Origin of the sequence: Kumtagia ephedrae (genome assembly GCF_003012745.1) — a bacterium.
GTDB lineage: Bacteria > Pseudomonadota > Alphaproteobacteria > Rhizobiales > Rhizobiaceae > Kumtagia > Kumtagia ephedrae.
This window is the reverse complement of record NZ_PXYK01000003.1, coordinates 298,426-311,663: the sequence shown is the minus strand read 5'-3', so window position 1 is coordinate 311,663 and position 13,238 is coordinate 298,426. Positions and strand designations below refer to the sequence as shown.

Sequence of the window (13,238 nt, the reverse complement as noted above, 5' to 3'; positions counted from 1 at the left end):
ATGAACTCGGCCGACACTTTTGCCTTGTCGTGGCCGTAGGGCAGCAGATGCTCGGATGGAATGCCGATCCGGGCGCCGATCTCCTGGATCGGCAGCTTCTTGGCAGCACGTGCTATCGCGATGTCGGTCTTGAAATCGGCCATGGGGCTCCCCTGGAAAACGGTTGGTTCGAAGTGGAGGATTTGGATCAGAACGCCGGCCTCGGCCGTCCGGCGGCGAGGCTGGCCGAGACCAGCGTGTTGGCCATCAGCAGCGCGATCGTCATCGGCCCGACCCCGCCCGGCACCGGGGTGATGGCGCCGGCCCTCTCCGCCGCCTCGCCATAGGCGACGTCGCCCACCAGCCGCGTCTTGCCCTCGCCCTTCTCGGGTGCTGCGACGCGGTTGATGCCGACGTCGATCACGGTGGCACCCTGCTTCACCCAGTCGCCGCGGACCATCTCCGGCCTGCCAACCGCCGCGACAAGAATGTCGGCGCTCCGGCAGATCTCGGCCAGGTTTTTGGTGCGGCTGTGGGCGATGGTCACGGTGGCGTTGGCGGCGAGCAGCAGATTGGCCATCGGCTTGCCGACGATGTTGGAGCGGCCGACCACCACGGCATTCAGCCCGGACAGATCCCTGCCGCGCAGCCGCTCGATCAAAAGCATGGAGCCGGCCGGCGTGCACGGCACGAAGGCGGTGGCGAGCTCGCCGGTGCCGAGCTTTCCGACATTGACGAAATGAAAGCCGTCGACGTCCTTGTCCGGCGAGATCGTCTGGATGATGCGGCCGCTGTCGATATGCTCCGGCAGCGGCAGTTGCACAAGAATGCCGTGGATGGCCGGATCGGCGTTGAGCGTCTCGACGAGCGCGACCAGCTCGGCCTCAGCCGTGTCGGCCGGCAGCGTGTGCTGCACCGAGTGGAAACCGCACTCCTTGGCCTTCTTGCCCTTGGAGGCGACATAGACCTGGCTGGCCGGATCCGCGCCGACGATGACCACCGCCAGGCCCGGCACGATGCCGGTCCCGGCCCGCAGCTCCGCCGCAAGCACCTTCACCCGCCCGACCACATCCTCCGCGACCGCCTTGCCGTCGATCACCGCAGCCATGCGCGCCTCCCCGTCCGCCGGCCACGGCTGTCGGCGGCGCTCGCCGCCCATGCCGTCCGCCGATCCGCCTCTTCCGGCGATTGTGGCTCCAGGTCGCTGCGATCGTAGCTGTCGGTCACGAAAGATCCTGCAATGAATATGTCTAAGGCCCGGCTTCGAACGCCGCCTGTCTAGAGGGCGCCGCTGGCGCAGGCATCGGCCGCGGCGCTCGGCAGGCACGGCTCCGCGGTCTTCCGCCGGGCGCAATCGGACAGCAGGAGCGCGGCCCAGCGGCCATAGGTGTCGCCGCTCTCGACCGTCGGGCCGCTTGGCATCGACCGTGCCAGGACCTGCAGGACATCGCGGGTCCTGAGCGGGACGAGGTCCGTGCAGTCGATCATCCCGGCCAGAACCGCGGTCGCGGCAAAACGGCGGCCGTCGACGAAAACCGGCGGTTCCGGCTCGCCCGGCGCCCACGTTTCCAGCGCTTCCATCGTCTCATGGAAGGCGTGGTGCAGCGCGATCGGGGCGTGGCCAAGATGAAGCCCCGGCAGGATTTTCGACATCGATTCCTCCCCATCGACGGACGGACATTTGCGCCCGGCGCGCGTCCGCCCGATTGAACCACAAGAAAAATACTTTCACACAGTTCAAGGCATAGCCAAGCTACAGCAATGACGGGAGACGTCAATGCGCCATCCCGGTCGGCTGATAGAAGGTTTCTATCACGCAGGCGTGACATGGCGGGAACGGGCCGGAAGGGGGAAGTCGTCGCCGCCTTACCCGGTGCCGCCGCACCGCGCCCGCATAAGCCGTCCGGATGCCGGACGGGAATGGGGCGGGTTATTCGCTGCCGCTGCCCTTGCGGTAGGAGATGATCGACAGATAGCGGATCGGCAGCCTGGTCAGTTCGTCCGGGCCGTGCGGCGCGTCGGCGTCGAAGAACAGGCTGTCGCCGGGCAGCATCCGGTAGAGGTTGGCGCCGTGACGGTACACGACCTCGCCCTCCAGCATGTAGAGGAACTCCATGCCGTCATGCTGGAAGGTCGGGAAGACGTCGGAGTTTTCGGTAAGCGTGATCAGGTAGGGCTCCACCAGCACGCCCGCGGTGTTGGAGCCGATATAGCCGAGCAGATTGTACTGGTGGCCGGCGCGGGTGCCGCGCCGCTCGACGTCGACGCCTTCGCCGGCCTTCACGAACACGGCGTTGCGCTCCTCCTCGAAGCGGCGGAAGAAGGCGGTGAGCGGCACGCCGAGGGCGCGCGACAGCGCCTGCAGCGTCGTCAGCGACGGCGAGGTGATGCCGTTCTCGATCTTCGACAGCATGCCGAGCGAGATGTTGGTGGTGGCGGCGAGGTCGGCGACGGTGATGCCGAGCTTCTTGCGGAAGGCCCGCACCTCGTGGCCGATCGCCACCTCCAGCACCTTTTCGCGCGTGTCGCGGATGGCGTGCGGATCCTGATGCAGCGTCGTCTGCCGTTGTGGCGGCGCGAGCGGAATCCTGGTTCCCGCGGCCGCGGCCGCCGCTGTCTGCTGGCCGTTGTCCTTATTGGCCCCTTGCCCCCCGCCCGCCATGACTACCTCTCCCGATTTCACCACAGGTGAAGATACGTATCCTGCTGTTCAAGTCCACCAAAATATGGCTTGCGATGCCAAGCCACCGGCAGGCATGTCGGACCGCCGGACCCGCACGCCGCGCAAGTGCCCTGGCCCGTGCGATATCGGGCGAGTGAGGCTTGCCACGCCGGCCCGCCGGCCGCAAAGTCGGTCTCGTCGGGATGCGTCGGGGGGAAGGCATGGTCGGGATGCGTGCGGGAGTTTTCGGATGCGCCGGCCTTGCGGCGCTGCTTTTGCAGGCCGCCGCCGCCCGCGCCTTCGACGCGACGGAAAAGGCGCCGCCAGCAATCGTCACGCCGCTCGCCTCGGCCGAGGTCACGGCGACCGGCCAGCCGATAACCCTGCCGGGCAAGGATGTGCAGGTGCTGGCGTGGATCTACGAAATCGCGCCGGGCGCCACCTTGGCGGTGCACAAGCATCCTTTCGCCCGCTATGCCTACGTGCTCGCCGGAAACCTTCGCGTCACCAATGTCGAGACCGGCCAGGGCACCGACTACAAGACCGGCGACTTCATCGTCGAGATGATCGGCCAGTGGCATCAGGGCACCAACACCGGCGCCGAGCCGCTGAGGCTGCTGGTGATCGACCAGGTCGAGAAGGGCTCGCCGCACACTGTGGTGCGGGACTAGCGCCAAAGTATCGAGCTTTCTGCAAGCACCCTTCACCGGCCGGCGAAGATGTTTCTGCCCACCGAAACTCCGCTGCCGACTTGTGTGGACGCCGCTACTCGTCCTCCGCCTTCGGCAGATCTCGCGCCGGCTCGCCGGCATAGGCCCACAGCCATTCGCGCGGCAGCGGGCCCTTGTTGCGCTCGCCCTGCTGCGACTGCTCCCAGGCATGCGCCAAGATGCCGACGGAGCGCGACAGCACGAACAGGCCGCGCGTCAGCGGCGGCGGGAAGCCGAGCTCGCCGTAGATGACGGCGGTGGCGCCATCGATGTTGAGCGGGATTTTCTTGCCCTTGCGCCGCTCGACCCCGGCCTCCACCGCTTCCGCGATGTCGGCGAAGCGGCCGGGCACGACGCCGCGGCCGGCGAAATCGCGCGTCACGGCCAACAGCCTGGGGGCACGCGGGTCGACCGGGTGGAAGCGGTGGCCGAGGCCGGGAACGTAGCCTTCCGCCTCGGCGAAGAAGCGATCGAGCCGAGCGGCCGCCGCGGCTTCCAGCGCGTGCCCGGCATCCATGGCCGCGGCGATGTCGCCGAAGAATGCCAGCGCCTGCTCGCCGGCGCCGCCATGCACGTCGCCCAGCACGTTGACGGCCGATGCCATGGCGCTGTTGATGCCGACGCCGCAGGTCATGGCCATGCGGGCGATCGCGATCGACGGCGCCTGCGGCCCGTGGTCGACCGCCGCCGACAGGGCGATGCCGAGCAGGTCGGCCTGCTCCTCGCTCGGCAGCTCGCCGCGCAGCATCAGCCAGATCATGGCGGGAAAGCTGACGCGGCCGATCAGCTCCTCGATGGCATAGCCGCGCAGGCGGATCATGCCCGGCTTCATCTCGATGATCTTCGTCGTCCACCATTCCTCGCCGCGGGCGCGGCCGGTCTTCTTGTCGTCCGTGCTCATGAGGCGGCCTTTCGGGCGCGGCGCGGCGTCGCCGCGAAAATCTCGTCCGAATGCTCCCCGAGCACCGGCGGCGGCGATTCGGGCAGCGGCGGCCGGCCGTCGACGATGACGCCGCCGCGCACCACCGTCAGCGGCTTTTCGCGGCCGGCGACGCCGGCGAAGCTGCGCGTCATGCGCCGCTGCCGCACCTGCTCCTCGTCGAGCACCTGCGGGATGGTGAGCACGCGGCCCGCCGGCACGCCGGCGCGATTGAGCTTTTGCTCCCACGCCGCCGCCGTATCGCCGGCCAGCGCTTCCTCGAGCAAGGTCTTCAGCGCGGTGCGGTTCTTCTTGCGCGTCTCCCGTTCGGCGAAGCGCGGGTCGGCGGCGAGTTCCGGCCGGCCGGCCAATGCGCACAGCGTCACGAACTGCTCCTGCTTGTTGGCGGCGATGTTGAGCAGACCGTCGCCGGTGCGGAAGGTGCCGGAGGGTGCCGCCGTCATGTTCTCGTTGCCCATCGGTGTCGGCTCGACATCGGCGGTGAGATAGTTCGATACCGGCCAGCCCAGCGCCGACAGCGCGCTCTCCAGCATAGACACGTCGAGGAAGGCCCCTTCGCCGGTGGTCTTCTGCCGCACCAGCGCGGCGCAGGTGGCGAAGGCGCCGACCAGCCCGCCGACCGTGTCGGCGACGGGATAGCCGACCCTGAGCGGCGCGGCCTCCGGCGTGCCGGTGATGCTCATGATGCCGGAGAGCCCCTGGATGATCTGATCGTAGGCCGGGTTGTCGCGCATAGGGCCGGTCTGGCCGAAGCCGGAGATGGCGCAATAGACCAGGCGCGGCTGCACTCCCTTCAACACGTCGTAGCCGAGCCCGAGCCTCTGCATGACGCCTGGCCGGAAATTTTCCACCAGCGCGTCGGCGGTGGCGACGAGGTCGAGGAAACGCTCGCGCTCGGCTTCCTTCTTGAGGTCGAGCACGACCGAGCGTTTTCCGGCGTTCTGGGCGAGGAAGGAGGCGCCCATGCCGGCGCGGTTGAGCTCCGGCGAGGCGCCGAGCTGCCGCGCCAGGTCGCCGCCCGCCGGCGCCTCGACCTTGATCACGTCGGCGCCGAGCAGGGCGAGCTGGTAGCAGCAATACGGCCCGGCCAGCACGTTGGTGAGGTCCAGCACGCGGACGCCGGAGAGTAGGTCGATCATTGCACCTCCTGTCATCCGGTAATCCTTGGCGGCGGCGCCGGTTTTTGATCGCCATTCGCGACGCGCCCCTGAATTTCGATCCACCCCCGAGGCACGAGCCGGGCGAGCCCCCTTACCCGCCCGTCAGTGAATCGATGAAGCCCTCGATGGTCTGCGGCGTCGGTTGCGCCGGCCGGAGGGGCTGGACGTCCTGGCGCGGTGCCGGCAGCGGCACGTCGCCGGGATCCGAGGGCAAGGGCGCCACCTGGTCCGCCTGGCGCCGGAGGGTGGCGGCGCGCTGCCGCTCCTCTTCCGCGGCGCGCCGAGCCTCGGCCGCCCTGCGGGCCTCGTCCTCGGCGACGATGCGCCGGAATTCCTCTTCCTCGGCGCGCAGGCGTGCCTGCTCGGCCGCCCTCGCCTCCTCTGCCGCCTCCTGCCGCGCCTCCTCTTCGGCGCGGCGGCGGCGTTCTTCCTCTTGCGCCTTGCGGCGGGCTTCGGCTTCGGCGCGCTGGCGGGCCTCCTCCTCCGCCTTGCGCAGCGCCTCGGCGGCGACCCGCTCGCGCTCGGCCTGCAGGGCGGCGTAGTAGCGGACCTCGCGGCGCAGCCGCTGCTTCTCGACCAGCGCGGCCTGCATCGCCTCCACCCGCTCCTGCTCGCGCTCCAGGGCGCGCTGGGTCAGGAACTGCGCCAGCGGACCGCTGTCGAAGCTCGCCTCCGTGACCCCGGCCCGACGCCGCGCGGAAAAGTTCAGGCTCGGCTCCGAGCCGGTCAGGGCCGCCTCGCCCGCCGCATAGGCGATGCTGCCGATGGCCGAGGCCTCGCCGCTGCTGAAGTCGCTCCGCAGCTCGGCCGTGATCCGCGCCCTCGGATTGCCGAGCAGCACCGGCGGGGTGCGCAGCACGCCGGCGGCGATGGTGAAGGCGGCATCGGCGTCGCCCGCCGCGAAAGCGCCCGCGCCGACGATCGCGGGGGCGAAGGCGGCGACCTTGCCGGCGTCGATGTCGCGGCCGATCGCGTCGGCGCGCGCCAGCAGCGCCGGCAGCGCCGTGTCGGCGATGCCCTGGATGGCAAGCCCCCTGGCCGATGCCGTTCCCGAACCGGACAGTGACGCGACCAGCGCTTCGACCGACTTGCCATTGCCGGTCACGGTGGCCGAGAGATTGCCCTTTCCGGCAAGCCCGCCCGCCACCGCCTCGCTCAGCTCGGCGCCATCGAGCCGGAACTGCCCGGAGAACAGGGCGGTGCCGCCATTGTTCTTCAGCTCGAACCGGCCGTCGAGCGCTCCGCCGGCATAGGTCGCCTTCAGGTCGGCGACCCGCAGCCCGTCGTCGTCGAGCCCGAGCGACAGCGTCGTGTCGTAGGCCGCCGCCGAGCCGGCCGTCAGCGTCGCGGCGGAGACATCCAGCGACGCGGTGAAGGGCAGCACCGTTTTCTGCCCGAAGGGCGCCGAGGCCCACCGGCCCTTCACGCTCGCCAGCGCCTCCCCGCCGACGACCATTGCCGCGAACGGCTCCAGCGGCAGATCGTCGAGCACCAGCGCCCCGTCGAGGCTCGGCCTGTCCGCCTCCAAGCCGACATTGAGGTCGCCGGCGACCGCAGTCTCGTTGACGACGCCGTCGACTCCGTCGAGCACGAGCAGGCCCGAGCCGAGATCGGCATTGGCGGTGAAGTGGACGGCCGTGCCCAAGCCCATGCCGGGCAGGCTCAGGCCCATGGTCATCAGCCACGGCTCGATGTCGGCCGCCTCCACATTGGCCTTTCCCTTGGCGGCGAAGCCGTCTTCCTCCATGGTCGACGTCCCGGCGAAAGTCGCGAGGAACGCGTCGCCCTTCAGGGTCGCGATGCTGTCCAGCCCGCCCGCCAGCGTGCCCCTGGCGGACACGGCCAGCTCGCCGGGGCCGGTGACGCCGAGCGGCAGCGCCGGCAGCCCCGCAAGCGCCAGCAGGGCGGTGGCGTCGCCATTGCCGGCCGAGGCCGACAGCGACAGCTCGGCATCCCGGATCGCGTCGGCCTGGCCGTCGCCGGATATGCTGGCCGACAGCGTCGACCCGCCGGCGATGCCGTCGAGCCCGAGTTCCACGGCGGTCCGGCCATCCGTGCCTTGCCGCGCCTTGGCCACGATGTCGAGGCGGGCGTCCGTCAGCAGGCCCGGATAGGCGGCGACACGGCGCTCGAGCTGCTGCGCCGGAAAGCTGTCGGGAAAGCGTCGGGCCACCAGGCCGGCCAGCGGCGCAAGGTCGACCGAGACGATCGAGGCATCGACGTTGCCCGCCGGCTTCTCCGGAAATCCCTCGATCATGCCGGTCGCGCTGATCGATGCGCCCGCCAGCCCGCCGATGGACAGGCGATCGATCTCCAGTCTTCCCTCGCGCAGCCGCAGCGCCGTGTCGACGGTTTCCGCCGAAAGCCCGGCCATGTCGACCGGTCCCGCCTTCACCTGGAGGTCGAGATCGGACGCGCCGAACCGGGTCCGCCCGGCATCGCTGACGAAGAGCGATGCGAAGGCCGAAAGCCCGTCGACATCGAGCGCATCGCCGTCCAGCCGGACCAGCATCGACGGACGCTGGTCGACGGGCTGACGGCTGTCGATCTCGCCGCGGAAGCGCGCCTTGCCGAGCGCCAGCTCCAGGTCGCGGAAGAGCTGCCGCCGCTCGGTCATCTCGACCCTGGCGCTGAAGCCGGCGGCCGGCAGCCGGCGGATGGCCTCGTCGATGTCCCGGGCCACCCAGGCGGCGAAGCCGGATGGCTGGGCAACGGCGATCAGCAGATTGCCGTCGAAGCCGAATTCACCCTCGGTGCGCAGGAATCCGTCGGCCTCCAGCGTGGTGCGGCCGGGCAGCGTGGCTGCGGCCGACTTGATGCTCCAGCCGCCGTCGGCCGGCTCCGCCGCCAGCCGCACGTCGCGGATCGTCGTGTCGCCGGCCACCACCGCCGGCAGGTCGACGGAGATCGAGCCCGGGATCGTCGGCTTCGGCAGGGCGAGCATCGCCGCCGTGAAAGCCCTTAGCCGCTGCTCGAGCGACAGGCTGGCACCCTGGTCGGCGCCGAGCGCTTCGTCGATGCGCATCTGCGCCCCGCTCGCCTTGATGGTAAAGCGCGGCTCGGCGCCGAAATCGAGGCTCGCCATGCCGTCGGCCGTATAGGGATGATCGAGCGGCCCGCTCTCGAAGCGGAACGCCGCCAGGTCCAGCTTGCGGCTGTCCAGGATGAATTGGCCGTTGAGGCGGTAGCGCGGCGCCTCCGCCTTTCGGACCGGCTGCGCCTCGCCTTCCGCCGCAGCCGGCTTGACCGGCGTCTCGGTCAGCCGGAAGCCGCCGGAGTAGACGAGCCCCTCCGGCTTCAGCGCCACCTCGCCATCGGCATCGAGCGAGACCGGCTGCCGCGCGGGCGCCAGCTTGACCCTGAGACGCAGGCGCCCGTCCGGATCGGCTACGCCCGTCGCCGCGGAGACGGCGGCTGCCTCGCCGTCGAAGGCCAGCGTTCCGGCGAGCCGCCACGGGCCGGCCAGCGACTTCGCCGACAGCTCCGTTTCGATGCCGGACACGACATGCGTGCGCCCGGACGGGCGGTGGCGGATCTCCACCCGGCCGTCCGTCACCGTCAGCTTCTCCAGGGCGATCTTCGAGGCCGGGATCGGGCTCGACGGCCGCACCGCCCAGTCGACCATGCCGTCCTCGCCGATATCGACGATCGCCCTCGGCCGCACCATGCGCATGTCGAAGATCAGGAACTCGCCGCGCAGGAACGGCGCGAGCTCGGCATCCATGGAGAAGGTCTCGACCGTCATTGCCGGCTCGCCACGCAAACCGCCGCCCACCGAGACATCGGAGAAGCTCACCGAGGGGAACGGCAGCAGCCGCGCCTCCGCCGGGCCCTCGACTGTAACCTTGCGGCCGAGGACCGCGCTCGCCTCGCGCTCGAAGGCGGCGCGATAGCTGGTCCAGTCGATGAAATAGGGAGCGACCAGCGCCGTGGTCAGCGCCAGAACGATCAATCCACCGACGAAGACGAACAGCCGCGCCAGAATCAAGCCCTTTCATCCATGGGAGCGGATACTCACTCTAAGCAGGTTCCGCAAAAGTGTCGCACGGTTTTGCGACGGGAACCTGCGACGGACAAACGAATCTAAAAGGCATCCGTCCGTCGATAAAGTGGCGATTCGCCTCGCTTGCCCGGTTGTGCGGCTCATCGCAAGGTTGCGCGTGCATCCTTCACGAAGCCGTGTCATAAGCAGCCGCGTCGGTGCTCCAGGCACAGCGGCGAATCGGCCGCCCTCCCCCAGTCCCGCCCGGCGACGGCGCGAAACCTCGCGCCGGTTGACAGCTTGGACCCGGACGGCAGGCGCGGCAGGCGGCCAAGCCATCCGGACCAGAGACGGATGATGGCGCGCAAGACCCTCTACATCGTCGGCAACGGACCGGTCGGCCGCGACATGTCGGCCGAGATCGACGCGGCGGATTTCGTCGTCCGCTTCAACGAGCCGAAGGCCTCGATCGGCATGTCGGGCGTGAAGACCGACATCCTGTTCCTGTGCAATGCCGGCAAGCCGATGCAGCGGCGGCTGGAGAGCCCGGATTTCCTGGCCTCGGCCATTGTCAGGAACGCCGGTCAGGTCATTCTCGCCTATCACCCGATCATCATCGACCGCTACTTCCCGAAACCCAACTTCCTGTCGCGGCTGAAGGGCCGGCGCGAGGACTGGACCTTCGCCACCATCATGGCGCTGGGCGGCATTGGCAAGGCCAGCATCGTCTTCCCGGCCTCCTTCTACATGGACGGCTGCCGCGAGCTCGGCCTGCCGGAGGACAAGATGGCCAGCGTCTATCCGAGCACCGGCTATTTCGGTATTTTCTACGCCCTGCGCCATTTTTCTGCCGCGGAATGGGCGATCTCCCTGTGCGGCTTCTCCTGGGAAGGCTGGAAGCGGCATGCCTGGGCCGACGAGCGCAAGTGGGTCGAGGACAGGGTCAGGCAGGGCCTTCTCACAATGATAGAGTGACGAGCAAAACGTCGAGGACACTATGAGCAGATCTCTGGACATCTACATCGGCTGGGATTCACGCGAGCCGATCGCCTATGAAGTGGCGAAGCGCACCATTCTCGACCACGCCTCCATCCCGGTCCGGGTCATCCCCATCGTGCTGAACGAGCTGGTGGAGAAGAAAGCCTATACGCGCGAGATCGATCCGCTCGCCTCCACCGAATTCACCTATTCGCGCTTCTTCACGCCGTGGCTGGCCGGCTACGAGGGCTGGGCGCTGTTCTGCGACTGCGACTTCCTGTTCTTCGCCGACGTCGCCGACCTGCTGCAATACCGGGACGACAGCAAGGCGGTTGCCTGCGTCAAGCACGACTACCGGCCGAAGGAAGGCGTCAAGATGGACGGCAAGGTGCAGACCACCTATCCGCGCAAGAACTGGTCGTCCTTCATGCTGTTCAACTGCGCCCATCCGTCGACCCGCCAGCTGACGCCGGAGCTGATCAACCGCGAGAGCGGCGCCTACCTGCACCGCATGCAGTGGGCGGCCGACGACGAGATCGGCGAGATCCCGGTGAGCTGGAACTGGCTGGAGGGCTGGAACGACAAGCCCGCCGCCGGCACGCCCAACGCCGTGCACTTCACCAATGGCGGCCCCTGGTTCAAGGACTGGCAGAACGTCGACTACGGCGACGAGTGGCGCGCCGTCGCCCGCGAGATCGAGCCGGACTTCAAGCCGATCTGAGGGATGCTGGGTGGTTGACGGTATGTAATCTTTAAATTACATACCGTCATGCCGGTGATCAAGCAAACCGAGACGTTCCGCAAATGGGAACGCAGTCTCAGGGATCCCAAGGTGAAAGCCGCGATCGCGGCTCGCCTCTTCCGACTCGTCAATGGCTTGGCCGGCGACGTATCGCCGGTCGGCGGAGGCATCAGCGAGTTGCGAATTCACTACGGTCCCGGCTATCGCCTTTATTTTCAGCAGCGGGGTGCCGAGATCATCCTCCTGCTGTGTGGTGGAGACAAAAGCACGCAGGACCGCGATATCAGGCTTGCCAAGCAGTTGGCCGCTGAATGGGACAACCGAAATGGTAGAGAAATTCTATGACTACGATCCCGCAGATGCGTTGAAGACCGACGAGGCCATCGAAGTCTTCCTCAACGATGCGTTCGAGACGGGAGATGCGCAATATATCGCGCGTGCCCTGGGCGTCGTGGCGCGCGCGAAAGGCATGACGAAAATCGCCAACGAGACCGGCCTGGCGCGGGAGCAGCTCTACAAGTCCCTCAGCGAGCAGGGTAATCCGACGCTTGCGACCACGCTGGCCGTGCTGAAGGCGATAGGCTTCGAGTTGACAGGCAAGCGTCACGCTGCCTGATCGGCAGCCTCTAAAAAATCTTCCCCGGATTGAGAATTCCCAGCGGGTCGAGCGCTGCCTTGACCGCGCGCATGACGTCCACCCCGTGGCCGAGCTCGTGCTCGATAAAACCCATCTTGCCCTGGCCGATGCCATGTTCGCCGGTGCAGGTGCCGTCCATAGCGATCGCCCGCATGTTGAGCCGCTCCACGAACCGTTCCGTGCTTTCGATCTCCGCGCGGCTGTCGGGGTCCATCAGCACCAGGACGTGGAAATTGCCGTCGCCGACATGCCCGACGATCGGCGCGATCAGGCTCATTTCGGCGATATCCGCTTCGGTTTCGGCGATGCATTCGGCCAGCCGCGAGATCGGCACGCAGACATCCGTCGACAGGCCCTTGGCGCCCGGCCGCAGCGTCATCGACGCCCAGTAGGCGTCGTGCCGCGCCTTCCACAATCTCGCCCGCTCCTCAGCGACCTTGGTCCACTGGAACGGCCCGCCGCCATACTCGGCGGCGATCTCGCCGAATAGTTCCGACTGCTCGGCCACGCCGCTGTCGCTGCCGTGGAATTCCAGGAACAGGCAGGGCGATTCCGGATAGTCGAGCTTCGAATAGGTCTTCAGCGCCCGCATCTGCAGCGCGTTCACCAGCTCGATACGCGCCACCGGGATGCCCATCTGGATGGTGGCGATCACCGCCTGGCAGGCGGCGTCCACGCTCGGGAACGGGCACACCCCGCCGGCGATCGCCTGCGGTATGCCGTAGAGCTTCAGCGTCAGCGCGGTGATGATGCCGAGCGTGCCTTCCGAGCCGACGATCAGCCGCGTCAGGTCGTAGCCGGCCGAGCTCTTCTTGGCCCGCTTGCCGGTGGAAATCAGGCTGCCGTCGGCGAGCACGGCCGACAGCGACAGCACGTTTTCCCGCATGGTGCCGTAGCGCACGGCGTTGGTGCCGGACGCCCGCGTCGCCGCCATGCCGCCGAGGCTGGCGTTCGCACCCGGGTCGATCGGGAAGAACAGGCCGGTGTCGCGCAGATGCGTGTTGAGGCCCTCGCGCGTCACGCCGGGCTCGACCACGACGTCGAGATCCTCCGCATGCACGGCCAGCACCCGGTTCATGCGCGAGGTATCGAGCGAGATGCCGCCGCCGGGCGCGTTCACATGCCCTTCCAGCGAGGTGCCGGTGCCGAAGGCGATCACCGGCACCCGGTGCTGGGCGCAGAGCTTCACCACCTCCTGCACCTCTTCCGCGGTCTCGGGAAAGACCACGCCATCCGGCGCCTGGACGGGAATGTAGGTGGTCGTGTGCGCGTGCTGCTCCCGGATCGCCTGGCCGGTCTGGAACCGCTCGCCGAACCGCTGCTTGAGCACGCCGGCGACCAGCGCCGCCCCCTCCGCGTTGCGGGCAACGGGTTTGAGGTCGCGCAAAGCCATGGTTTCCTCCGCGAATGGACCAGCGGCCACTTCCGCCGGCCCTTATGGTCGCCTA

13 protein-coding genes are annotated in these 13,238 nt (G+C 68.4%); 5 read left to right on the top strand and 8 right to left on the bottom strand.

Features of this window, described 5'->3' with window-relative positions; all coding sequences use genetic code 11:
• From C7I84_RS29500 to C7I84_RS04700, 4 genes are all read right to left on the bottom strand, one after another.
• The coding region (locus tag C7I84_RS29500; RefSeq protein ID WP_120785110.1) for a formate--tetrahydrofolate ligase at nucleotides 1–143 on the bottom strand (143 nt) is incomplete at its 3' end.
• A gap of 44 nt (nucleotides 144–187) precedes the next feature.
• Nucleotides 188–1,087, bottom strand: coding sequence for a bifunctional methylenetetrahydrofolate dehydrogenase/methenyltetrahydrofolate cyclohydrolase (locus tag C7I84_RS04710; protein WP_106771008.1), 900 nt, complete (start codon nucleotides 1,085–1,087; stop codon nucleotides 188–190).
• Between the two features lie 170 nt (nucleotides 1,088–1,257).
• Complete coding sequence (locus tag C7I84_RS04705; RefSeq protein ID WP_106770970.1) at nucleotides 1,258–1,632, bottom strand: BRA0787 family protein; 375 nt, start codon at nucleotides 1,630–1,632, stop codon at nucleotides 1,258–1,260.
• Between the two features lie 277 nt (nucleotides 1,633–1,909).
• Nucleotides 1,910–2,641, bottom strand: a complete 732-nt coding sequence (locus C7I84_RS04700) for a helix-turn-helix domain-containing protein (RefSeq protein WP_106770969.1) — start codon at nucleotides 2,639–2,641, stop codon at nucleotides 1,910–1,912.
• 221 nt (nucleotides 2,642–2,862) lie between these two features.
• Here C7I84_RS04700 and C7I84_RS04695 point away from each other — a divergent pair, with 221 nt between their 5' ends.
• Nucleotides 2,863–3,312 carry a cupin domain-containing protein gene (locus tag C7I84_RS04695; protein WP_245428313.1) on the top strand — a complete coding sequence of 150 codons (450 nt, stop codon included), beginning with the start codon at nucleotides 2,863–2,865 and terminating at the stop codon, nucleotides 3,310–3,312.
• A 94-nt stretch (nucleotides 3,313–3,406) separates the two neighbouring features.
• Here the strand turns inward: C7I84_RS04695 and C7I84_RS04690 are convergent, their stop codons facing one another.
• From C7I84_RS04690 to C7I84_RS04680, 3 genes are all read right to left on the bottom strand, one after another.
• Complete coding sequence (locus C7I84_RS04690) at nucleotides 3,407–4,252, bottom strand: citryl-CoA lyase (RefSeq protein ID WP_106770968.1); 846 nt, start codon at nucleotides 4,250–4,252, stop codon at nucleotides 3,407–3,409.
• Entirely contained in the window at nucleotides 4,249–5,430 is a 1,182-nt protein-coding gene (locus C7I84_RS04685) for a CaiB/BaiF CoA transferase family protein (protein WP_106770967.1), read from the bottom strand. The genes C7I84_RS04690 and C7I84_RS04685 overlap by 4 nt, the downstream gene beginning before the upstream one ends.
• Nucleotides 5,431–5,542: 112 nt before the next feature.
• Nucleotides 5,543–9,439: an AsmA-like C-terminal region-containing protein gene (locus C7I84_RS04680; RefSeq protein WP_342587150.1), complete on the bottom strand. Its 3,897-nt coding sequence runs from the start codon at nucleotides 9,437–9,439 to the stop codon at nucleotides 5,543–5,545.
• A 351-nt stretch (nucleotides 9,440–9,790) separates the two neighbouring features.
• Between C7I84_RS04680 and C7I84_RS04675 the strand changes: the two genes are divergently transcribed.
• From C7I84_RS04675 to C7I84_RS04660, 4 genes are read left to right on the top strand one after another with little or no spacing between them, the layout of a single operon-like run.
• Nucleotides 9,791–10,408 carry a glycosyltransferase family 29 protein gene (locus tag C7I84_RS04675; protein ID WP_106771005.1) on the top strand — a complete coding sequence of 206 codons (618 nt, stop codon included), beginning with the start codon at nucleotides 9,791–9,793 and terminating at the stop codon, nucleotides 10,406–10,408.
• Nucleotides 10,409–10,430: 22 nt separating this feature from the next.
• On the top strand, nucleotides 10,431–11,132 hold the full coding sequence (locus C7I84_RS04670; RefSeq protein WP_106770966.1) for a glycosyltransferase: 702 nt from the start codon (nucleotides 10,431–10,433) through the stop codon (nucleotides 11,130–11,132).
• 48 nt (nucleotides 11,133–11,180) lie between these two features.
• Nucleotides 11,181–11,498, top strand: coding sequence for a type II toxin-antitoxin system RelE/ParE family toxin (locus C7I84_RS04665; RefSeq protein ID WP_106770965.1), 318 nt, complete (start codon nucleotides 11,181–11,183; stop codon nucleotides 11,496–11,498).
• A complete protein-coding gene (locus C7I84_RS04660) occupies nucleotides 11,479–11,769 on the top strand; it encodes an addiction module antidote protein (protein ID WP_106770964.1) in 291 nt (96 codons plus the stop codon). The genes C7I84_RS04665 and C7I84_RS04660 overlap by 20 nt, the downstream gene beginning before the upstream one ends.
• A gap of 10 nt (nucleotides 11,770–11,779) precedes the next feature.
• Here the strand turns inward: C7I84_RS04660 and C7I84_RS04655 are convergent, their stop codons facing one another.
• Nucleotides 11,780–13,183 (bottom strand): FAD-binding oxidoreductase, encoded by a 1,404-nt coding sequence (locus C7I84_RS04655; RefSeq protein WP_106770963.1) that lies wholly within the window; start codon nucleotides 13,181–13,183, stop codon nucleotides 11,780–11,782.
• Nucleotides 13,184–13,238: the final 55 nt, after the last annotated feature.

Bases quoted from the DNA above. Each gene is read 5' to 3' on its own strand.
- C7I84_RS04695 (WP_245428313.1), top strand. From the start codon at position 2,863: ATGGTCGGGATGCGTGCGGGAGTTTTCGGATGCGCCGGCCTTGCGGCG.
- C7I84_RS04700 (WP_106770969.1), bottom strand. From the start codon at position 2,641: ATGGCGGGCGGGGGGCAAGGGGCCAATAAGGACAACGGCCAGCAGACA.
- C7I84_RS04660 (WP_106770964.1), top strand. From the start codon at position 11,479: ATGGTAGAGAAATTCTATGACTACGATCCCGCAGATGCGTTGAAGACC.
- C7I84_RS04675 (WP_106771005.1), top strand. From the start codon at position 9,791: ATGGCGCGCAAGACCCTCTACATCGTCGGCAACGGACCGGTCGGCCGC.
- C7I84_RS04690 (WP_106770968.1), bottom strand. From the start codon at position 4,252: ATGAGCACGGACGACAAGAAGACCGGCCGCGCCCGCGGCGAGGAATGG.
- C7I84_RS04710 (WP_106771008.1), bottom strand. From the start codon at position 1,087: ATGGCTGCGGTGATCGACGGCAAGGCGGTCGCGGAGGATGTGGTCGGG.
- C7I84_RS04655 (WP_106770963.1), bottom strand. From the start codon at position 13,183: ATGGCTTTGCGCGACCTCAAACCCGTTGCCCGCAACGCGGAGGGGGCG.
- C7I84_RS04665 (WP_106770965.1), top strand. From the start codon at position 11,181: ATGCCGGTGATCAAGCAAACCGAGACGTTCCGCAAATGGGAACGCAGT.
- C7I84_RS04670 (WP_106770966.1), top strand. From the start codon at position 10,431: ATGAGCAGATCTCTGGACATCTACATCGGCTGGGATTCACGCGAGCCG.
- C7I84_RS04685 (WP_106770967.1), bottom strand. From the start codon at position 5,430: ATGATCGACCTACTCTCCGGCGTCCGCGTGCTGGACCTCACCAACGTG.
- C7I84_RS04705 (WP_106770970.1), bottom strand. From the start codon at position 1,632: ATGTCGAAAATCCTGCCGGGGCTTCATCTTGGCCACGCCCCGATCGCG.